The sequence below is a fragment of the Nevskia sp. genome, assembly GCF_021732705.1.
In the GTDB taxonomy this organism is placed as follows: domain Bacteria; phylum Pseudomonadota; class Gammaproteobacteria; order Nevskiales; family Nevskiaceae; genus Nevskia.
In genome coordinates this window covers 90015-110482 of the sequence record NZ_JAKFUM010000002.1, presented here as the reverse complement: position 1 = coordinate 110482, position 20468 = coordinate 90015, and the positions used below count along the sequence as shown (strand labels likewise).

21 protein-coding genes are annotated in these 20468 nt (G+C 67.2%); 13 read left to right on the top strand and 8 right to left on the bottom strand.

Translation table 11 applies throughout. The annotated features are described in order from the left end of the window. Positions 1-15: 15 nt before the first annotated feature. The 3 genes from QZ951_RS00910 to ureG all read left to right on the top strand — a co-directional run bounded on the left by QZ951_RS00910 (position 16) and on the right by ureG (position 3056). Positions 16-942: a PHB depolymerase family esterase gene (locus QZ951_RS00910; RefSeq protein ID WP_292997569.1), complete on the top strand. Its 927-nt coding sequence runs from the start codon at positions 16-18 to the stop codon at positions 940-942. Between the two features lie 14 nt (positions 943-956). Beyond that, positions 957-2342: a hypothetical protein gene (locus QZ951_RS00905; RefSeq protein ID WP_292997567.1), complete on the top strand. Its 1386-nt coding sequence runs from the start codon at positions 957-959 to the stop codon at positions 2340-2342. A gap of 96 nt (positions 2343-2438) precedes the next feature. After that, a complete protein-coding gene (gene ureG, locus QZ951_RS00900) occupies positions 2439-3056 on the top strand; it encodes an urease accessory protein UreG (protein WP_366943775.1) in 618 nt (205 codons plus the stop codon). A gap of 45 nt (positions 3057-3101) precedes the next feature. On the opposite strand, the gene QZ951_RS00895 is transcribed toward ureG, so the two are convergent. The 6 genes from QZ951_RS00895 to QZ951_RS00870 are packed head-to-tail and all read right to left on the bottom strand — an operon-like array spanning position 3102 to position 7426. Further along, positions 3102-3773: an urease accessory protein UreF gene (locus QZ951_RS00895; protein ID WP_292997563.1), complete on the bottom strand. Its 672-nt coding sequence runs from the start codon at positions 3771-3773 to the stop codon at positions 3102-3104. Then, complete coding sequence (gene ureE, locus QZ951_RS00890) at positions 3773-4213, bottom strand: urease accessory protein UreE (protein ID WP_292997561.1); 441 nt, start codon at positions 4211-4213, stop codon at positions 3773-3775. The genes QZ951_RS00895 and ureE overlap by 1 nt, the downstream gene beginning before the upstream one ends. A gap of 11 nt (positions 4214-4224) precedes the next feature. Continuing rightward, positions 4225-5925, bottom strand: a complete 1701-nt coding sequence (ureC, locus tag QZ951_RS00885) for an urease subunit alpha (protein WP_292997559.1) — start codon at positions 5923-5925, stop codon at positions 4225-4227. Then, positions 5922-6230, bottom strand: coding sequence for an urease subunit beta (locus tag QZ951_RS00880; RefSeq protein ID WP_292997557.1), 309 nt, complete (start codon positions 6228-6230; stop codon positions 5922-5924). The genes ureC and QZ951_RS00880 overlap by 4 nt, the downstream gene beginning before the upstream one ends. A 10-nt stretch (positions 6231-6240) precedes the next feature. After that, a complete protein-coding gene (gene ureA / locus QZ951_RS00875) occupies positions 6241-6543 on the bottom strand; it encodes an urease subunit gamma (protein ID WP_292997555.1) in 303 nt (100 codons plus the stop codon). Between the two features lie 22 nt (positions 6544-6565). Further along, positions 6566-7426 (bottom strand): urease accessory protein UreD, encoded by an 861-nt coding sequence (locus QZ951_RS00870; protein ID WP_292997553.1) that lies wholly within the window; start codon positions 7424-7426, stop codon positions 6566-6568. A 370-nt stretch (positions 7427-7796) separates the two neighbouring features. Between QZ951_RS00870 and QZ951_RS00865 the strand changes: the two genes are divergently transcribed. The 9 genes from QZ951_RS00865 (at position 7797) to QZ951_RS00825 (ending at position 17967) form a co-directional block, all read left to right on the top strand. Next, a complete protein-coding gene (locus QZ951_RS00865) occupies positions 7797-8558 on the top strand; it encodes an isochorismatase family cysteine hydrolase (protein WP_292997551.1) in 762 nt (253 codons plus the stop codon). Next, complete coding sequence (locus QZ951_RS00860; protein WP_292997549.1) at positions 8555-8959, top strand: AtzH-like domain-containing protein; 405 nt, start codon at positions 8555-8557, stop codon at positions 8957-8959. The genes QZ951_RS00865 and QZ951_RS00860 overlap by 4 nt, the downstream gene beginning before the upstream one ends. A 102-nt stretch (positions 8960-9061) precedes the next feature. After that, entirely contained in the window at positions 9062-9817 is a 756-nt protein-coding gene (locus QZ951_RS00855) for a GntR family transcriptional regulator (protein WP_292997547.1), read from the top strand. Positions 9818-10236: 419 nt separating this feature from the next. Next, positions 10237-10932 (top strand): cysteine hydrolase, encoded by a 696-nt coding sequence (locus tag QZ951_RS00850; protein ID WP_292997545.1) that lies wholly within the window; start codon positions 10237-10239, stop codon positions 10930-10932. A gap of 32 nt (positions 10933-10964) precedes the next feature. Then, positions 10965-12557, top strand: a complete 1593-nt coding sequence (locus tag QZ951_RS00845; protein WP_292997543.1) for a regulator — start codon at positions 10965-10967, stop codon at positions 12555-12557. A gap of 146 nt (positions 12558-12703) precedes the next feature. Beyond that, a complete protein-coding gene (locus QZ951_RS00840; RefSeq protein ID WP_292997541.1) occupies positions 12704-14149 on the top strand; it encodes a glycosyltransferase family 87 protein in 1446 nt (481 codons plus the stop codon). A gap of 161 nt (positions 14150-14310) precedes the next feature. Then, positions 14311-15528, top strand: a complete 1218-nt coding sequence (locus tag QZ951_RS00835) for an argininosuccinate synthase (RefSeq protein WP_292997539.1) — start codon at positions 14311-14313, stop codon at positions 15526-15528. 955 nt (positions 15529-16483) lie between these two features. After that, positions 16484-17182, top strand: a complete 699-nt coding sequence (locus tag QZ951_RS00830) for a TetR family transcriptional regulator (protein ID WP_292997537.1) — start codon at positions 16484-16486, stop codon at positions 17180-17182. After that, positions 17179-17967: an SDR family oxidoreductase gene (locus QZ951_RS00825; RefSeq protein WP_292997535.1), complete on the top strand. Its 789-nt coding sequence runs from the start codon at positions 17179-17181 to the stop codon at positions 17965-17967. The genes QZ951_RS00830 and QZ951_RS00825 overlap by 4 nt, the downstream gene beginning before the upstream one ends. 22 nt (positions 17968-17989) lie before the next feature. On the opposite strand, the gene QZ951_RS00820 is transcribed toward QZ951_RS00825, so the two are convergent. Then, positions 17990-18865: a mechanosensitive ion channel domain-containing protein gene (locus QZ951_RS00820; protein ID WP_292997533.1), complete on the bottom strand. Its 876-nt coding sequence runs from the start codon at positions 18863-18865 to the stop codon at positions 17990-17992. Positions 18866-18939: 74 nt separating this feature from the next. Here QZ951_RS00820 and QZ951_RS00815 point away from each other — a divergent pair, with 74 nt between their 5' ends. Further along, positions 18940-19848, top strand: coding sequence for an alpha/beta hydrolase (locus QZ951_RS00815; protein WP_292997531.1), 909 nt, complete (start codon positions 18940-18942; stop codon positions 19846-19848). A gap of 21 nt (positions 19849-19869) precedes the next feature. Here QZ951_RS00815 and QZ951_RS00810 read toward each other — a convergent pair whose 3' ends face one another. Next, positions 19870-20388 (bottom strand): glycosyltransferase, encoded by a 519-nt coding sequence (locus QZ951_RS00810; protein WP_292997529.1) that lies wholly within the window; start codon positions 20386-20388, stop codon positions 19870-19872. Positions 20389-20468 lie beyond the last annotated feature (80 nt).

Sequence of the window (20468 nt, the reverse complement as noted above, 5' to 3'; positions counted from 1 at the left end):
CGCGTGGAGTCAGTCATGGACAGGGAGTTTTTCAGTTCCGGCATCGGACGCTGGTGTCTCGCGACGATGCTGGTCATCGCCGGTCTCGGCCCGGTGCAGGCGCGCGACATCGGCAGCTTCGAGAATGTCACGGCGGTGCAGGAGCAGCTGGTCGTCAACGGCCGGCCGAGAAGCGTGATGATGCTGAAGCCGACGGTCCCGACGACGACCGAGCGGGTGCCGGCGATCCTGTTGCTCGAGTACCTGCGAGGCACGCCGGTCGACATGGCGGACCTGACCGAAGCCTCCGCGCTGGTGCGGGATTTCGGGGTCTACGTGATCCTGCCGGCCTCGTCGAACGGCCGCTGGAACTACGGCGCCACCTCGTTCGCGCTGACCCAGGACGACGTCGGCTTCCTCACCGCGGTGATCGACGACGCCGTGCGGCGCTTCCCGATCGATGCCCGCCGCATCTACATGGGCGGCTATTCCAACGGTGCGCAGATGACGCAGCGCTATATCTGCGATCAGCCGTCGCGCATCGCGGCCGGGGCGGTCATTTCCGGCAGCATCCATCACGATGATCGCTTGCGCTGCGCGGCCTCCGTCCCGACGCCGATGATCATCTTCCATGGCACCGCAGACGAGCAGATCAACTTCAACGGCAACCTGCTGTTCAGTTCGTCGCTGCAGACTGCCGAACTCTGGGCAAGCCGCGCCGGTTGCAGCCTGGTGCCGCAGAACCTCGGCGTGATCGACGGTACCGACGACGGCACTTCGGTGCAGCTGAACCGCTACGGCAACTGCAGCGGCGGCGCGCGGGTGGATCACTACATCATCGCCGGCGGCGGCCACACCTGGCCGGGTTCGCTGAGCTTTTCCACGCCGCTCGGGCTGACCACGCAGGACGTCGCGGCAACGCCGACGATGTGGCAGTTCTTCCGCCAGTTCGCGCGCCCATGAGCCCGGAGCCGACCATGCAGGACAACACCCGCGCGCGAATCCGGACCTGCGACGCGCCCGCCGCCATTGCCTCGTGCGCCGCGCAACAGCGGCCACGCGTGCGCCGCCCGCTGGCCGCCGTGCTGCTGGCGGCGGCGTTCGTGGCCGGCGTGGCGCAGGCGCTGACCCCGCCGGTGCTGCCGCTGACCGAAGTCCGCGTCAACGAGACCACTGCCGGTGACCAGCAGAACGCCGCCGTGGCACGAGCGCCGGACGGTCGCTTCGTCGTGGTCTGGGAAGGGGACGTCGATGGCCGCGGCGTGACCGACATCTTTGCCCGCCGGCACGCCGCCGATGGCACGCCGCTGGGGCCGGAATTCATCGTCAACAGCTTCCGCGCCAACCGGCAGGTGTTCCCGGCCGTGGCGATCAATGCCTCCGGCGAGTTCATCGTGGCCTGGGATTCGGATGGTCAGGACACGCCGGCGCTGAACGCGTACGCCCAGCGATACAACGCCGATGGCACGCCACGCGGCGGCGAGTTCCGGATCAACAATGGGGGCGAGGACATCTTCACCCGCATCAGCGTGGCGCTGGACGATGCCGGCAACGCGATCTTCGTCTGGCCGGAACGGCTGGCACCGATTCCGGTGTTCGCGTCGATTCGTCGGGCCAGCATCAATCTGCGCATCTTCGACAACGGCAACGCGATCAAGCTCGATCAGCTCAAGGTCGAGGAATCGATACCGACCAACCTGCGCCTGCCGACGGTCGGGGTCGCCGCGAATGGCGATTTCGTCATCGTCTGGCAGTCCACCGCGGCGCCGCTGATCCCGGTCGAAAGCTTCAACAGCACCGGCGTCGGCATCTACGGCCGCCGCTACAACGCGGCCGGCGTGGCGCAGGGCGCCTCGTTCCAGGTCGACGCGGCAGCCGCCAGCAACCCGCTCGCGGGCTTGCGTCTGCCGATCGGCAATGGCCCGCCGACGATGTTCTCCGACCGCCCGAACATCGCGGTCGGGCCGGCCGGCGACTTCGTCGTGGTCTGGCAGCGCACCGGCACCGATTTCTCGTCGCTCGGCGCCTACGGACGTCGTTACGGCGCCGATGGCGTCGCGCGCGGGGGCGAGTTCCGCATTGGCAGCGGCAACCTGCCGTTGCGCTCGCCAGCGGTTGCCACGACGCCCGATGGCGGTTTCGCCGTCGTCGCTCAGGGTGCCGGCATCGTGCTGCAGCGCTACAACGCACAGGGCGCGGCGGTAGGCAGCGAGCGACGCGTCGACCAGGGCGCGGCGCCGGGCAATGTGCTGCTTCCGAATCTGGCGTTCGACGCGGTCGGCCGCGCCAGCGTGGTCTGGCAGGACTACGAGCGCGACGGTGCCGGGCGCGGCATCGTGGCCGCGGTGCTGCCGGCGTTCTGAACCGTTCGATCGGACTCGCCGCGGTACGGCGCTTGCGTCAACATCGGCCAGCGGTGCCATTCGGGTGCCGCGCTCGATGATCGGGAGATGATGACGATGCGGACCGAAGCCTTGCGACTCGGTGTTGGCGGACCGGTGGGGTCCGGCAAGACAGCGCTGGTCGACAATCTGTGCAAGCGCATGCGCAACCGCTTCAACATCGGCGTGGTCACCAACGACATCTACACGCGCGAGGATCAGGAATTCCTGATCCGCAGTCAGGCCCTGCCGGCCGAGCGCATCCGCGGCGTCGAAACCGGAGGCTGCCCGCATACCGCGATTCGCGAGGACGCCTCGATGAACCTCGCGGCGATCGACGAACTGAACCGCGACTTCGACAATCTCGACCTGATCATCGTCGAGAGCGGCGGCGACAACCTGGCCGCCACGTTCAGCCCGGAACTGTCCGACCTGACGCTTTACGTGATCGACGTCGCCGCCGGCGACAAGGTGCCGCGCAAGGGCGGGCCGGGCATCACCAAGTCCGACCTGCTGATCATCAACAAGATCGATCTCGCACCGTATGTCGGTGCGTCGCTCGACGTGATGGACCGCGACGCGAGGAAGATGCGCGGCGAGCGCCCGTTCATCTTCACCAACCTGAAGACCGGGCAGGGGCTGGACGAGGTCATCGCCTTCATCGTCAAGCAGGGCATGCTGCGCGAAGCGGCCTGAGCGGCGCGACGACGGGGCCTGGCGCGCGGCCGGTGCGCGCCGCGCTCAGGACCGGAACAGACGCGAATACTGGGTTTCGTGCCGCGCGCTGGCGATGCCGTGCATCGGTGTCGCGATGCCGATGTCGTCGTCCTCGATCATCGCGGCGTGCTCGATGATTTCCGGAATCACCGCAATCAGTTGCGTCAGCACACGCTGGCCGGCGTTCTGGCCGAGCGGTACCAGCTTGATCGCGGCCAGCACCTGGTTCTCGCACCAGCCCCAGCAGTAGCCAGTGGCGGCGTCGCCGTCGCCGATGTCCCAGTGCACGGCTGCCAGCGCAAACAGCGCGGCGTGCGTGGCGTCCGGGTGCTGCAGCCAGGCCTGCGCATCCGTCACGCCATGCTCGACCAGCACCCGCGCCAGCGAACTGCCGAGATGACGATCCTCGGCACGCAGCTCCGCGGTCTCGCGTGACGCGATCAGGCGCGCGCTGAGCTTGAACGCCCGCTTCGCGTTGCGCTCGCGCCATGCCGCGTGCAGGCGCAGCAGCATCGGCAGATCGAGCGTACCGAGGCTGTGGCGGGCGAGACCGATGATCCACGCGGCGGCGCTGCGCTCGTCATGGACCAGCCGATGCTCGACCGCGTCTTCGAGCCCCTGCGAGAAGTGATAGGCGCCGATCGGCAGCGCCGGGCTGGTCAGCTTCAGCAGATGCAGCAGCGGCGTGCCGGCCATCAGCCGTGCCCGTGCCCGCCGCCGTAGGCACCGCCTTCGGGCTCGAACGGCGCTTCCTCGACGATCACGTCGAAGCCCTGGCCTCTGAGCATGTCGTCCAGCACATGGTCATGGCGGAAGCGCAGCCAGCCGGCACCGATCTGCACCGGCACGTGGCGGTTGCCGAGGTGGTAACTGGCGCGCGCCAGCCGCCAAGGATCGTCGCAGGTGACGGTCGACACCTCCTCGTTCGCCGCGACGATCTCGACGATGCGGCCGTCATCCGCCAGCAGCCGGTCGCCGCCGCGCAGCACGAGGCCGCGTTCCAGATGCAGCCCGACTTCCTCGCCGGTCGACAGCTTCGCCAACTGGCGGCTGCGGGTGCGCAGGTCGAACGGCAGCTCGATGCGGACGGTCGCGGCGCTGTCGTTGCCGCCGAGATGCTTGGTGATCGTGAGCATCGGGCCGCCGATCAGAACAGGAAGTAGCGCTGTGCCAGCGGCAGTACCGCCGCCGGCTCGCAATGCAGGCGCACGCCATCGGCGCGCACCTCGTAGGTCTGCGGATCCACTTCGATCTTCGGCATCAGGTCGTTGAGGATCAGGTCGCGCTTGCTGATCGCGCGGGTGTTCCGGCAGGCGACCAGCCGCTTGCCCAGCCCCAGCCGCTCGCGCAGGCCGCCATCGAGTGCCGCTTGCGACACGAAGCTCACCGAGGTCTCGGCGACGGCCTTGCCGAAGGCGCCGAACATTGGCCGGTAGTGCACCGGTTGCGGTGTCGGGATCGAGGCATTCGGATCGCCCATCGGCGCGGCGACGATCATGCCGCCCTTGATGATCATCGACGGCTTCACGCCAAAGAACGCCGGTCGCCACATGACCAGATCGGCGAGCTTGCCGACCTCGATCGAGCCGACTTCATGGGCGACGCCGTGGGTGATCGCCGGGTTGATCGTGTACTTGGCGACATAGCGGCGCACCCGGAAGTTGTCGTGCCGCGCCGGGTCCGGGCCGAGCGCACCGCGCTGCACCTTCATCTTGTGCGCGGTCTGCCAGGTGCGGGTGATCACTTCGCCGATCCGGCCCATCGCCTGGGAATCCGACGAGATCATCGAGAAGGCACCGAGGTCGTGCAGGATGTCCTCGGCAGCGATGGTTTCGCGGCGGATGCGCGACTCGGCGAAGGCCACATCCTCGGGAATGCCGGGGTCGAGGTGGTGGCAGACCATCAGCATGTCGAGGTGTTCGTCGACGGTGTTGACCGTGTACGGCCGCGTCGGGTTGGTCGACGACGGCAGCACGTTCGGCTCGCCGGCCGCCTTGATGATGTCCGGCGCGTGGCCGCCGCCGGCGCCTTCGGTGTGATAGGTGTGGATCGCCCGGCCCTTGAACGCGGCGAGCGTGGCTTCGACGAAGCCGGACTCGTTCAGCGTGTCGGTGTGGATCGCCACCTGCACGTCGTACTTCTCGGCGGCGTTCAGGCAGGTATCGATCGCCTTCGGCGTCGTGCCCCAGTCCTCGTGCAGCTTCAGGCCCATGGCGCCGGCTTCGATCTGTTCGTCGAGCGCCGGCTGCAGGGCCGCATTGCCCTTGCCGAGGAAGCCGAAGTTGAGCGGCAGGCCTTCGACCGCCTGCAGCATCCGCGCGAGATGCCACGGCCCCGGCGTGCAGGTCGTGGCGTTGGTGCCGGTGGCCGGCCCGGTGCCGCCGCCGATCATCGTCGTGGTGCCGGACATCATCGCGTCCTCGACCTGCTGCGGGCAGATGTAGTGGATGTGCGAGTCGATCGCCCCGGCGGTGATGATCTGGCCTTCGCCGGCGATGATCTCCGTACCCGGGCCGATGACGATGTCGACGTTCGGCTGCACGTCCGGATTGCCGGCCTTGCCGATGCCGCTGATGCGCCCGCGCTTCAAACCGATGTCGGCCTTGACGATGCCCCAGTGGTCGACGATCACGACATTGGTGATCACCGTGTCGGCGGTCAGCGCGCTGATCCGCTGGCTCTGGCCCATGCCGTCGCGGATCACCTTTCCGCCGCCGAACGTCACTTCGTCGCCGTAGACGGTGTGGTCGCGCTCGATCTCGATGATCAGCGCGGTGTCGGCGAGGCGCAGGCGATCGCCGGTGGTCGGGCCGTAGAGGCTGGCGTAGTCGGCGCGGCTGATCTTCACAGTGCCCTCTCCACCTTGCCCTGAAAGCCGTGGACGATGCGGTCGCCGGCATAGGCGACCAGTTCGATGTCGCGTTCCTGGCCCGGCTCGAAGCGCACCGCGGTGCCGGCCGGGATGTTCAGGCGGCAGCCGCGCGCGGCGGCGCGATCGAAGCGCAGCGCGTCGTTGGTTTCGAAGAAGTGATAGTGCGAGCCGACCTGGATCGGCCGGTCGCCGAGGTTCGCGACCCGCAGCTTGACGGTCGCGCGACCGGCATTCAGTTCGATGTCGGGTCCATCCAGAGGCAGCAGTTCGCCGGGGATCATCGGTAGCGCCTCACGGGATCGGGTTGTGGACGGTGACCAGCTTGGTGCCGTCCGGGAACGTCGCCTCGACCTGCACGTCCGGAATCATTTCCGGGATGCCGTCCATGACGTCGGCGCGGCTCAGCAAGGTGGTGCCGTAGCTCATCAGCTCGGCGACCGACTTGCCGTCGCGCGCGCCTTCGAGGATCGCCGCCGAGATGTAGGCCACGGCCTCCGGATAGTTCAGCTTCACGCCGCGCGCCTTGCGCCGCTCGGCCACGAGGCCGGCGGTGAAGATCAGCAGCTTGTCCTTCTCGCGGGGACTCAGTTCCATTTCGTGTCGTCTCTTGTCGTTCTCAGGTCGCCCAGATTCGCGGCAGCACCGCGTCGCGCTGCATCAGCCGTGGCCGCAGCACGCGCCAGATCGCGAGCCACGCGCGCATCGCGGCGTCGGCCTGCATGGCCAGCACGCGTCCGACGATGACGCCATCCACGAGGCTCAGGCCGACCGTGACATCGGCCAGACCTGTCGCAGCTTCCCGCGCTGCGTCGACATCCGCCGCCGTCGCTGGACATGCCACAAACGTGCCGAGTACCGGGTGGCCGGCGAGTCCCCAGGCGCTGCCGAACGCGGCGCCGTCGCCGGCCAGCCGCAGATGATCGAGCAGCAGCGGGCGATCATCTCGCCACAGCTCGAAATCCTGCCGGATCTGGCCGCTGTCGAAATGCTCGCCGCGCGACGCCAGCCCGTAGCAGCCAAGGTCCCAGCCGATGAATCGGGATTGCCCGTCGAGCCGGATCACGGTCTGCTGCCGCACTGCCGCGCCGGGGTAGTAGATCGTTTCCTGCGGCAGCCATTCGATGGTCGCGTCGCAGGCGCGAATCTCGACCCGCTGTCGCGCGTCCGGGCCGGCGCTGCGATAGAACTTGCCGGCGGCCGGCGTCGTCAGCAGCGCATGGGCGCCGGGATGCGCCTTCACCCGCAGGTCCAGTCGATCGCCGCCGACGATGCCGCCGGGCGGGTGAACGATGTAGACATTGCAGACCGGGCCGTCCGGGTAGAACGGCCGCTGCACCCGCAGCGGGCCGAGGTGCCGGCGGTGACTCAGCGTGGTGCGGGTCGCGCCATCGACGGTTTCGCAGGTGAAGCCGAGCGCCAGTTCGGCGTGCCAGCCCGGCGCAGCATGCGGCCGCGCCGTCGGTGCGGCAGCGTTCATCGAGGGTTCGGCAATCGAGACATTCATGCCCCAGCTTAATCCGGTGGCCCGCGCTGTGGTCGGACTGTCAGATGCACCTTGATCCGAGCATTGATCAGCAAGCCACGCGCAGCTTTTGCCGAGTCGCGATTCTTGTCGACGATCCCACTGCCGCGGGATGCACGAGCAGCCGTTCCTGCAGCGACTTCGCATGCGGCGATAGCTTCAAGATGCCGCTGGAGATACGACACACAGGCCGAGCGAGGACGGCAACGCGGCAATCACCGCTCGGCAAGCCATGCTCGCAGCAGGCTTCCGCGTACGCCGTGCGCGCTGGCACACTCGTTGTTGCCGGCGCCGCGCGGTGCGGTCTCCGATCGAGGACTTCGACATGCCGTTTCAAGCGATTGCCGCCGAGCCATACCCATGGCCGTTCGATGGCCAGTTCACGCCAGCGGACACGGCGCTGATCGTCATCGACATGCAGACCGATTTTTGCGGCATCGGCGGCTATGTCGACACGATGGGCTATGACCTGTCGCTGACGCGGGCGCCGATCGAGCCGATCCGGCGAGTGCTCGGCCGCATGCGTGCACTCGGTTTCACCATCATCCATACCCGCGAAGGTCACCGGCCGGACCTGTCGGACCTGCCGGCCAACAAGCGCTGGCGTTCACGCCGGATCGGTGCCGGCATCGGCGACGACGGGCCCTGCGGTCGCATCCTGGTTCGCGGCGAGCCGGGCTGGGAGATCATCCCGGAGCTGTTTCCGGCAGCCGGCGAGATCGTGCTGGACAAGCCGGGCAAGGGCAGCTTTTGCGCGACCGATCTGGAGCTGATCCTGCGGACACGCGGCATCAGCCATCTGGTGCTGACCGGCATCACCACCGATGTCTGCGTGCACACGACGATGCGCGAAGCGAACGACCGCGGCTTCGAATGCGTGCTGATCGAGGACTGCTGCGGCGCCACCGATCACGGCAACCATCTAGCGGCGCTGAAGATGATCAAGATGCAGGGCGGGGTGTTCGGCGCGGTGGCGACGTCGGACGCCGTGCTGGCTGCGCTCGCGCAGGTCGTCCCGGTCCCCGACCCGGCAGCGGAATCCAGCCGTCGCGAACACGGTGGGCTTCCTTCCGCCCAAGCGCCATGAGCCCGGACCTGATCAACCGGCCTGCAGTGCTGTCATCGCTGCGCGAGGCGTTCGACGCCTACGAAGCGGCACTGCTGCGGCATGACATCGCCTTTCTCGACGCCTGTTTCAATGACGACGCTGCCACCGTTCGCTACGGCGTCGCCGAGCATGGCTACGGCATCGACGCCATCCGTCGCTACCGGGCGACTGCAGTGCCGGTGCATCCCGGCCGCCGCCTTCGCAGGGTCGTGATCCAGACCTTCGGCGACGATTTCGGCAGCGCCTGCTGCGAATTCACCGCACCGGACACGGCCATGATCGGCCGCCAGACGCAGACCTGGGTGCGGTTCGACGGACGCTGGCTGATCGTTGCCGCGCACGTCAGCCTGATCGATCCATCGGCCGTCTCGGCGCAATGATCCGCTCGCCCGCAAGGCCGGTGCCGCGGGTCGGTCCCGGCCGGATGGCACGGCCGCTGCTGATAAGCTTGTCAGGTCCCTCTTGATCGCCGCGTTCCCGTTATGGCCCTGCAGCCCGCCAATCCGCTCGCCGAGCAGGTCTACCTGAGGGTCAAGGATGAAATCTTCGACTTTCACCTGCTGCCGGGCGATCGATTCACCGAGACCGATCTGGCGGGTCGACTCGGCGTGTCGCGCACGCCGGTGCGCGACGCGCTGTACCGGCTGAAACGCGAGGGTTATCTCGACGTCGGCTTCCGCAGCGGCTGGAGCGTCAGCCCGTTCGACTTCGTGCGATTCGACGAGTTGTACGACCTGCGCATCCTGCTCGAGGAAGCCGCGATCACCCGCCTGTGCCAGATGGAAACCGTGCCGCTCGATGCCCTTCGGGCGATCTGGCTGGTGCCGCTGGCCGATCGCGAGACCGATGCGCACAAGATGGCGGCGCTGGACGAAGGCTTCCACTGCGCGCTGGTCGAAGCCGCCGGCAATCGCGAGATCCTGAAGGCGCATCTGGAGCTGACCGAAAAGATCCGGATCATCCGCAGGCTGGATTTCCTCAAGGACAAGCGCATCGACGCCACCTACGAGGAACACGCGAAGATCCTGCGCCTGATCTTCCGGCGCAAGAGCGCGGAGGCGTCGATCCTGCTGCGCGCGCACATCACGCAGAGCAAGAACGAGGTCCGCAAGATCACCCTGCACATGCTGCACGAGGCGCGGATCACGATGACCAAGCTCGCCGCTGCCAAGCGCGCGGCGAAAAGTACTGCCCGAAGCACGGGCAAGGCGGCGGCCAAGAAAAGCAGCCTGCGCTGAGGCGGTGCGGTCCGCACCGACCGGGTGCGCGAAGCGGGCGAGCCGGCTGCCTGATCGAGCACGACGGGCACGAGGCAGGGCTCCATCGCACGTTGGCAATGCACGCGATTGCGCCAACGGTGCGGGCGCGTGCAGGCCACGCAGGATGGATCGAGCCGAGCCGCCGCCACGACCGGATATCGCGACTGCGGCTTTCCGCCGAACACCGATTCCTCGCGTCGGGTCTCGATCTCGCGGGCTGGCAACGGGTCGCCGATCACTGGCATTTGCCGACGCAGTATCGTCAACGAAGCGCACCCAGTCGTGCCGCCGAAGGCAGTGCAGGAGGCACGCCGCCGCAGGCCGCGTCCGCCGCCTGCGGGTATCGGAATCGGCGGCGAGACCGGCTATTTTGGCCGGGTCGCTGCCCGAGAACCGTGATGCCGAACGATGTCCTGACGCTGGAAGTCCCCGCCGAGCCCTACGCCTTCACGTTCGAGCCTGCGCACTGCGCGCTGCTGATCATCGACATGCAGCGCGATTTCCTCGAGCCCGGCGGCTTCGGCGACAGGCTCGGCAATGACGTGTCGCAGCTGCGCCGCACGATCGCTCCGAATGTCCACCTGCTTGCGGCCTGGCGGGCGGCCGGGCTGTTCGCGCTGCACACGCGCGAAGGTCATCGCGCCGATCTGGCCGACCTGCCGCCGTCCAAGAAGCGCCGTGGCCGAGGCGAGACCGGCATCGGCGATCACGGGCCGATGGGGCGCATCCTGGTCCGTGGCGAGGCCGGGCACGAGATCATTCCAGAGCTGCTGCCGATGACCGGCGAGCCGGTGATCGACAAGCCGGGCAAGGGGGCGTTCTGGGCGACCGATCTGCACGCGATCCTGCAGCATCGCGGCATCCGGCAACTGGTGGTGACCGGCGTGACGACGGAGGTCTGCGTCCACACCACGGTCCGCGAAGCGAACGATCGCGGCTACGACTGCTTCGTGCCCGAAGATTGCGTGGGTTCGTACTTCCCGGAATTTCAGGATTGCGGCCTGCGGATGATCAAGGCGCAGGGTGGAATCTTCGGCTGGGTCGGGCATTCGCGCGATCTGCTCGCGGCACTGCCGTCGGATGGCAGTCGATAGCGCGTCGATCAATCGGCCACGAGAGGACTGCCATGGCAGCGACCGCAGCGACGGCGTCATCGAACGGCTTCACGCCGAGACTGTGGACGCCGGGCGACTGGAACGCGCTCTTCGGCTTCGGCACCAATGTGCTGGTCAACCTGCTGACCCTGACCGCGCTGCTGCGCTACGTGCTGAAGCTGCCGGACACGCTGATCTTCGGCCGAATCCTGCCGGCCACGGGCCTGATGCTGTTCCTGTCGACCGTCTACTACGCGTGGCTCGCGTACCGGCTGGCGAAGCGGGAACAGCGCGATACCGTCTGCGCGCTGCCGTCCGGGATCAGCGTGCCGCACCTGTTCGTCGTCGTGTTCGTGATCATGCTGCCGATCGCCAGCAGCACCGGCGATGCGATCAAGGGCTGGGAAGCCGGGCTGACCTGGGTTTTCGTGCAGAGCTTCGTGCTGATGGCGGGTGGCTTCGTGGCCCCGCTGATTCGACGGATCACGCCGCGCGCAGCGCTGCTGGGTGCTCTGGCGGGCGTGTCGATCGCGCTCATCTCGATGCGCCCGGCACTGGAGATGTACCTGCAGCCGGCGATCGGCATGGTCTGCTTCGCGATCCTGCTGGCGAGCTGGTTCGGCGGCGTTCGCTACTACAGGGGTATGCCGGCCGGGCTGGTGGCCATCGCCGTCGGTTCGATCATCGCGTGGGGCTCGACGCTGTTCGGACTCGACCTCGGTGGCCTGTCGCCGGCCGGCGTCCGCGATGCAATGGCCAGCTTCGGGTTCTCGATTCCATTGCCGCAGCTCGGCCATGTGTTTTCCGGCTTCGAGCATCTGGGCGTGATTCTCGTCACCGCGATTCCATTCGGCATCTACGATCTCGTCGAAGCGATGGACAACGTCGAAAGCGCCGATGCTGGCGGCGACCATTTCCCGACCACACGGGTGCTGACCGCCGATGGCGTGGTCAGCCTGATCGGCTGCTGCCTCGGCAATCCGTTCATCAATGCCGTCTACATCGGCCATCCGGGCTGGAAGGCGATTGGCGGACGGATCGGCTATTCCGCCGCAACCGGCGTGATGATTCTGGTGCTGTCATGGTTCGGCATCGTCGCGCTGCTGATGGCGTTGATTCCGGTGGTCGCGATCTCGCCGATCCTGCTGTACATCGGCATGCTGATCGGTGCGCAGGCGTTCCAGGAAACGCCGAAGCGTCATGCTCCGGCGGTGGTGTTGTCGCTGCTCCCGCACGTGGCGGCGTGGGGCAAGCTGATGATCGACAACGCGCTCGGTGCCGCCGGCACCACGGCGGATGCCGTCGGCATCGACAAGCTCGGACAGGCGGGCGTGCTGTACCGCGGGCTGGAACTGCTGGGCAGCGGTGCGATCCTGAGCAGCCTGATTCTCGCCGCCATCGCAGCCTTCGTCATCGATCGCGCGTTTGCCAGGGCCGCGGGCTTCGCCGTGGCCGGTGCCGTGCTGACCTTCTTCGGCTTCATGCATGCCGAGGCGATCGGCATCGGCAAGACGCCGTTGCTGGCGCTGTCCTACCTTGGCGTTGCGGCAATTCTTTTCGGCTGCAGCCGTTTCGCGGTGCTGGCGGAGTCGGATGACAGCGCGTCGCCCCGCTTGCCGGAGTGACGCAGAGCGCCACGCTCATTCCCGTGCATAAGCGACAATGCGGGCGGCTCGATTGTCACATTAACTTTCGTCCATCTGATGAATTGCAGTCGTGTTCCGCGCTGCGTTGACCTGACAATGACGCAGGGGATGATGCGGAGTACGGTGTGGGGACTGCGGGCCGCTCGGTCTGTCTGCTGGTCGGATGTCTGGCTCTGGTCTGGGTGACTCGGGTCGTCATCAGGCTTGCGCGTCAGCGGCACCCAGACGGCCATCTGCTCGACCGCTCGGTTGCACTGATCGGGATTGCCGTACTCGCTGCGCTCGGTTCCTGCCTGATCTCGGTCGGCATCGCCGGACACCTGGATGAAACCTCACTGTCATCGCTGATCAACTTCGCCACGCGCAACGCCTGGGCGGACTCGTGGCGGTTCATGGCCACCGCGATCGACCATCTGCGCGAGCATCCCGATGTGCCGCTGTATCAGTCGCTGTTCTTCAACATGCATCTGAAGTTCATCTACCCGATCAGTTCGCTGGTCTGGATGGATTTGCTGCAACAGCGGCTGGGCTGGGACTGGGCGCATCTGACGGTACTGATCAACAAGCTGTGCTGGCTGGTGCTGCTGATGGCCGTGCCGCTCGGTGCCCGGCTGGTCTGGACGCAGGCCACCGCGCTGCAACCGATCGCGCAAAGCCAGCGGCTGGTCTACGCCGCCGGGCTGCTGCTGATCACCGGCATCGCCACCATCACGTTCTATCCGCTGCTGCTGTCGTATCAGGCCGGGCAGATCCAGACGCCGATCACGCTGCTGGTGGTGCTGGCCTTCGTCGCCTGGCAGCAGCGCTGGTCGGTGCTCGCCGGCGTGCTGCTCGGCATCTGCTGCGCGTTCAAGCCGCAGTGGCTGGTGATGCTGCCATGGGCGCTATTGCGGCGGCAGGTCGGCATGGCAGCCGCGCTGGCTGCCACGTTCGGCGCCCTGACCGCCGTTGCCGCCGCGCGTTACGGCACCGACAGCGTCACCGGCTATCTGTCGGTACTGCGCTACATCAGCGAGCATGGCGAAGCGTATTACGCGAATCAGTCGGTCAACGGACTGGTCAATCGCCTGGTCAATCCGCAGGACCTGCTGAGCTTCGACGACCATCGCTACCCGGACTACCAGCTGCCGGTGCATGTCAGTTCGCTGCTGACCTCGCTGCTGCTGATCGGTCTGGCCTTGTTCCACCGCTGGCGCGAGACGCCGGGTGTGCTCGACCTGGCGATCGCGATCCTGAGCCTGACGATGGCCTCGCCGGTGGCCTGGGAGCATCACTACGGCGTGGTCCTGCCGATCCTGCTGCTGCTGGCGCCGGAGGCACTGCGCCGCCGTCCGTTCGGCCGCGGCTCGGAAGCCTGGTTCGTGGTGGCCTTCGTGCTGGTCGCCGATTCGTTTTTCGGCGTGACCAAGCAGTGGGTGGCCGCGCCGTTCAACCTGCTGCAGTCGTCGATCCTGTTCGGCGCGGCGATGGTCCTGCTGATGCTGTATCGAGCGAGCATGCGACAGGGTGTCGCGATCGACGATGGCGAAACCGTGCGCCTGCCGGGTCCTCCGGCGGCACTGCCTGCCTGAGCTGGCGCCGATCCAGCGCTGATTCAACGCTGATCGGCGGCTGAACGGCCGCGCCCGCGGCTCTCCCGAGTGGGCGCTGCGACGCGGCCCGGTTTCCGTGCAGCCAACGCGGCATCGCTATAATTCGCGGCCCTGTCCCCCTGCCGCCGGTGTCCGCACAAATGAGCAAACCCCAGGTCCGCAAAGTCGCGCTCGCCTATTCCGGCGGCCTCGACACCTCCGTCATCCTGAAGTGGCTGCAGGACACCTACGGCTGCGAGGTCGTGACCTTCACGGCCGACATCGGCCAGGGCGAGGAACTCGACCATGTGCGGCCGAAGGCGCAGCAGTTGGGCGTCAAGGAAATCTTCATCGACGACCTGCGCGAGGAATTCGCGCGGGACTTCGTGTTCCCGATGTTCCGCGCCAACGCCGTCTACGAAGGCGAATACCTGCTCGGCACCTCGATCGCCCGGCCGCTGATCGCCAAGCGTCTGGTCGAGATCGCCCGCGCCACCGGCTGCGATGCGATCAGCCACGGTGCCACCGGCAAGGGCAACGACCAGGTCCGCTTCGAGCTCGGCGCCTATGCGCTGTGGCCGGGGGTCAAGGTCATCGCGCCATGGCGCGAGTGGGATCTGAATTCGCGCGAATCGCTGCTCGCGTATGCCGCGAAGCACGAGATTCCGATCGCCAAGAAGCCGGGCGGCGGCAGCCCGTACTCGATGGACGCCAACGCGCTGCACATCTCGTATGAAGGCGGCGGTCTGGAAGATCCGTGGTGGTGCCCGCCGGACGACATCTGGCGCTGGACCAAGAACCCGGAAGACGCTCCGAACGAAGCCGAAGAGATCACCGTCAGCTTCGAGAAGGGCGACGCGGTCGCCATCAATGGCGTGACCGGCACGCCGTTCCAGATTCTCGATCGCCTGAACGCGCTGGGAGGCCGCCACGGCATCGGCCGGCTCGATCTGGTCGAGAACCGCTACGTCGGCATGAAGTCGCGCGGCTGCTACGAAACCCCGGGCGGCTCGATCCTGCTGAAGGCCCATCGCGCCATCGAGAGCCTGTGCATCGATCGCGAACAGGCGCACCTGAAGGACGAGCTGATGCCGAAGTACGCCAGCCTCATCTACAACGGCTACTGGTGGAGCCCGGAACGCCGCATGCTGCAGGCGCTGATCGACGACTCGCAGCAGCGCGTCAATGGCGATGTGCGCCTGAAGCTGTACAAGGGCGCGGTCTACAACCTCGGCCGCCGCTCGAAGGACTCGCTGTTCGACGCCACGCTGTCGACCTTCGAAGACGATCGCGGCGCGTACAACCAGAAGGACGCGGAGGGCTTCATCCGCCTCAACGGCCTGCGTCTGCGCACGGGCGCCAATCGCGACGCACGCTGAAGCGCCGGTCAGCGAAGCCCTCTGGCAGCGCTCGCCTTGCTGGCGATCCCACCGAAAAGCTCGGTGGGTCCCTCGCCAGAGGGCTCGCGCTGCCGCTTCATTCGCCTCAACGGCCTGCGTCTGCGCACGGGCGCGAATCGCGACGCACGCTGAAGCGCCGGTCAGCGAAGCCCTCTGGCGGCGCTCGCCTTGCTGGCGATCCCACCGAAAAGCTCGGTGGGTCCCTCGCCAGAGGGCTCGCGCTGCCGCTTTATTCGCCTCAACGGTCTGAGTCTGCGCACGGGCGCCAATCGCGACGCACGCTGAAGCGTCGGTCAGCGAAGCCCTCTGGCAGCGCATGCCTTGCTGCCAATCCCACCGAAAAGCCCGGTGGGTCCCTCGCCAGAGGGCTCGCGCTGCTGCTTCATTCGCCTGAACGGCCAGCGTCTGCGCACGGGCGCCAATCGCGACGGACGCTGAAGCGTCGGTCAGCGAAGCCCTCTGGCAGCGCTCGACTTGCTGCCGATCCCACCGAAAAGCCCGGTGGGTCCCTCGCCAGAGGGCTCGCGCTGCTGCCGATTCGCCTGAACGGCCAGCGTCTGCGCACGGGCGCCAATCGCGACGCGTGCTGAATCTCGTGCAACACCGGGCTCTGTGAAAGACTAGGGCACCACCCACCACCACCGGAGCGAAGCCATGGCCAAAGGCATGGATGCAAAGAAGAGCGAGAAGAAAGCGCCGCTGAAGACGATGAAGGAAAAGAAGGCGGAGAAGCAGGCCAAGAAGAAGGCCAAGTAAGGTCCTGCACGTGGCGGCGGCGTCTGGCCGCCGCACGCCGAAGCCCCGGCTCGTCGATGACGGTCCGGGGCTTTTTCGTGGCGGCAGCGAGGTGCTGCCGCAGCGCCCGATGGTGTCGATCACGGCGATCCAGCAAGCGCCGGTTGTCAAATGACCCGTGGTCAGTTAAAAATGACCCATGGTCAGCAAAGTACTGGAAGCCGGTCGTCGTGCGCGGCAGGACCGCGACAAGGACATCCGCCGCGAGACGATCACGGCAGCGGCGCTGCGCCTGTTCGAGACCGTGCCGTTCGCGCGGTTGACGATGGCGGAGGTGGCGGCCGAGGCCGGCATCGCCAAGGGCACGGTCTACCTGTACTACCCGACGAAGGAAGCGCTGTTTCTCGAACTGCTCGATGCGCAGTTCGAGGACTGGTTCGCCGCGCTTCACGACGAACTGCGTCAGCCGTCTCCGGCCGACGCTAACGACAGCGCCGATGCCGCGTTCGTCGACTGGCTGATCGCCTCGCTCGAAGCTCGGCCGCTGTTCCTCCGCCTGATCGCGCTGCTGCACACCGTGCTCGAGCACAACATCGCGTTCGACGCGGCCCTGCGCTTCAAGCGGATGCTGGCGCGGCATGTGATCGAGGCCGGCAGCGCGCTCGCCGCGCGCCTGAAGCTGCTCGATGCCGCAGCCGGTGCGCGGCTGCTGCTGTGGCTGCATGCGCTGTCGATCGGTCTGCAGCACATGGCCGCACCGGCGCCGATGGTGCAGCGGGCCATGGCGCATGACCCCGGATTGACGCTGTTCGACATCACGCTGGGCCCCGAACTGCGCAGCGTGCTGACGCCGCTGCTCGCCGGTCTGCCGCGGCACACTCAGGAGATCACAGGATGACGCAGGAACTGAAAGGAAGGACGGCGCTGGTCACTGGCGCATCGAGCGGCCTTGGCATCGACTTCGCTCGGGAACTGGCGCGGCGCGGCGCCAACCTTGTGCTGGTCGCACGGCGGGCCGAAGCATTGGCGGCGCTGGCCAGCGAGCTCAAGCAGTCCTACGGCACGGCGGTGCAGGTGCTGCCGGCCGACCTCGGCGTGGCCGAAGCGCGCGAAAAACTGGTCGCGGATCTCGCTGCCAGCGGCACCTCGATCGACCTGCTGGTCAACAATGCCGGCTTCGGCGTCTATGGCGAATTTGCCGACACCGACTGGCCGCGGCTCGATCAGATGCTGCAGGTCAATGTCGTCGGCCTGACCCATCTCAGCCGCCTGTTCGCCGAGGGCATGATCCGGCGCGGCCATGGCCGCATCCTGCAGGTGGCGTCGACCGGCGCCTTCAGCCCGAGCCCGACATACGCCGCGTATTCGGCATCGAAGAGCTATGTGCTGAGCTTCGGCATCGCGCTGAACAATGAACTGAAGCCGCATGGCGTGACCTGCACCACGGTCTGCCCGGGCGTCACCGCGACCGACTTCCTGCTGGTCTCCGGCCAGAAGCGCAACTGGTACCACCGGGCGACGATGATGAGCAGCGCCTCGGTTGCCGCGAGCGGCATCAATGCCATGCTGCGAGGCTCGTCGCACCTCGTCACCGGCTGGATCAACGCCGTGCAGGCGTTCAGCACGCGCTTCATGCCGCGCGCGCTCGGGGCGTCGGTGACGCGCTGGCTGATGAAGAACTGACGCCGCCCTGCGCGGCGCGCACTCAGCTTGCGGGCTCGCCCTCGCGATCCGCACGCAGGTGAACCACGTCGGCACGATCGCTGCGGACATGCAGGTCCATCTGCGGATACGGGATGACGATGCCGGCAGCGTCGAAGCGCAGCTTGATCTGTTCCAGCAGCTCGCACTGCACCTCGAACCATTCGGACGTCGCGACCCACGGCCACACCGCGAAATCCACCGAGCTGGCCCCGAGCGCGCGCACCTGCACCTTCGGTTCCGGCGCGGTCAGCACGCGTGGATGCGTTGCCAGCAGTTCGTCGAGGATCGACTTCGCGAGCTTCAGATCCGAGCCGTAGTCGATGCCGATGGTGATGTCGAGACGGCGCGTCGCGCGGGCGCTGTAGTTGGTGATGGTGGTGGCCGTGATCGTGTTGTTTGGCACGATCACTTCCTGGTTGTCCTGCGTGCGCAGGATCGTGTGAATGATCTTGATCTCCTCGACCGTCCCCTTGATGCCGCCCGCATCGACGTAATCGCCGACCTTGAACGGCCGGAACAGGATCAGCAGCACGCCGGCTGCAAACGACGACAGCTGGTTCTGCAGCGCCAGGCCCACTGCCAGCGCGGCGCCACCGACGACCGCCGCCAGCGAATTGGTGTTGATGCCGATCTGGCCGAGCGCGGAAATGATCACCAGCGCATAGCCGAGGCCGTAGGCAACGTTGCCGAGGAAGCCGGTCAGCGTCTCGTCGGCCTTGCTGCGCTGCATGACCGTGCGCAGCACCTTGACCGCCGTGCGGACGACGAAGCGCCCCAGGTAGAAGATCAGCAGCGCGACGAGAATCTTCACGCCGACCGGCAAGGCCAGTTCGATCCAGCGCTCCGGCGTCTTCAGTTGTTCCAGCGAGAATTCCATCAGCGCTCCGCAGCAGGACGTCATGCGTTAGTTTAGCGAGCCCGTCGCGCCGCCCTTCGACTGCACCGCAACCGATGACTGAAACCGATCTTCCCGAACCCGTCGCACCGCGCACGCCGCGCTACATCCAGGCCAACGGCCTCGAGTTCGCCTACCTCGAAGCCTTGCCCGCGACGGGCGCTGAGCAGGCGCCGCTGGTCATCGTGCTGCACGGCTTTCCGGACACGGCGTGGAGCTTCGCCCCCTTGATCGATGCGCTGGCCGCCGCCGGCTATCGCGCCATCGCACCGTTCATGCGCGGCTACGCCCCGACCGAGATTCCGGACAGCGGTGACTATTCGATCCCGACGCTCGGTCAGGACGTGCTGGCGCTGATCGAGCACTTCGGCGTCGATCGCGCCTACATCGTCGGCCATGACTGGGGTGCGGTCACCGCATATGCTGCGGCGTCCCTGCGGCCGGACCGGATTCGCGCGATCGTGACGTCGGCCGTGCCGCACCTGCGCCGCTTCCTGCTGCGCCCGTCGCGGGCGCAGCTCCGCGCCTCGCACTACATCTGGAAGTTCCAGCTGCCGCTGTGGCCCGAGCGCACGATCCGCGAGGACGATTTCGCCTGGCTGGTCGACCTCGCGCGCAGCTGGTCGCCGGGCTGGATTCCCGGCGACGACTATCTGGTGCCGTTGAAGGCCAATTTCGCCGATCCGGCGCGCGTCAAGGCGGCCATCGGCTACTACCGCGCGCTGCCCGCCACGCTGTTCAAGCGGGTGGCCTGGCAATTCCTGCTGCAGCCGATCGCGGTGCCGACGCGCGTGGTCATCGGCGAGCACGACGCCTGCATCCTGCGCGACTCGTTCAGCGAGTCCGAACACCTGTTCAGCGCCGGCTACGAGCTGGTCGAGATGGCGGGTGTCGGCCACTTCATGAATCTGGAAGCGCCGGAAGCATTCGCGGCGCACGTGCTGGATTTCCTCCGGCGGCACTGATCCGGCGCCGGCCGGACGGGCTCAGCCGATGCTGTCCGTGCAGATCCTTGCCACCGCGACGGCCGCCGCGAGAGGACGCGTCAGATCGACGACATGGATGCGGCGTGCCGCAACGCCGCGGGCGATCAGCCGGTTGCCGATGCCCTGCGATCCGGCGATCACGCCCCGGCAGCCGTGGTTCAGCCGCCAAGGCGAGCGGATTGCGCCATTGTCGGACCGTGGCTCGGCACACAGGAACAACACCGGCGTGCCGGTGAGATGCAGCGGCAGGCAGGCGGCGAGGCTCGAGGAGTCGAACGCCAGAATCACGTCGATCGCCGCGCGCCGTTCAAGCTCGCGTATCTGGCGCGATGCGCGCAGCGTCCAGCGCGGGCCGAGCGCAATCGGAAATGCTGCGCACGGTGCGTCGATCAGCAGTGCGCTGCCTGCTGCACCGGCAATCGCGATGCCGTGTTCGGCATCCGCGAGCGCGACGGCCAGCCGGTGCAAGGCCGCGTGCGACGCGGAATCCGCCGTGGCATCGAGCAGCAGCAGATTCATGCGCGCGGGAGCCGTGGCCGTCCGGACGGCAGGCGCGACAACGGTGTCGGAGTCATGGCCGGCAGTGTGCGTGATTGCGC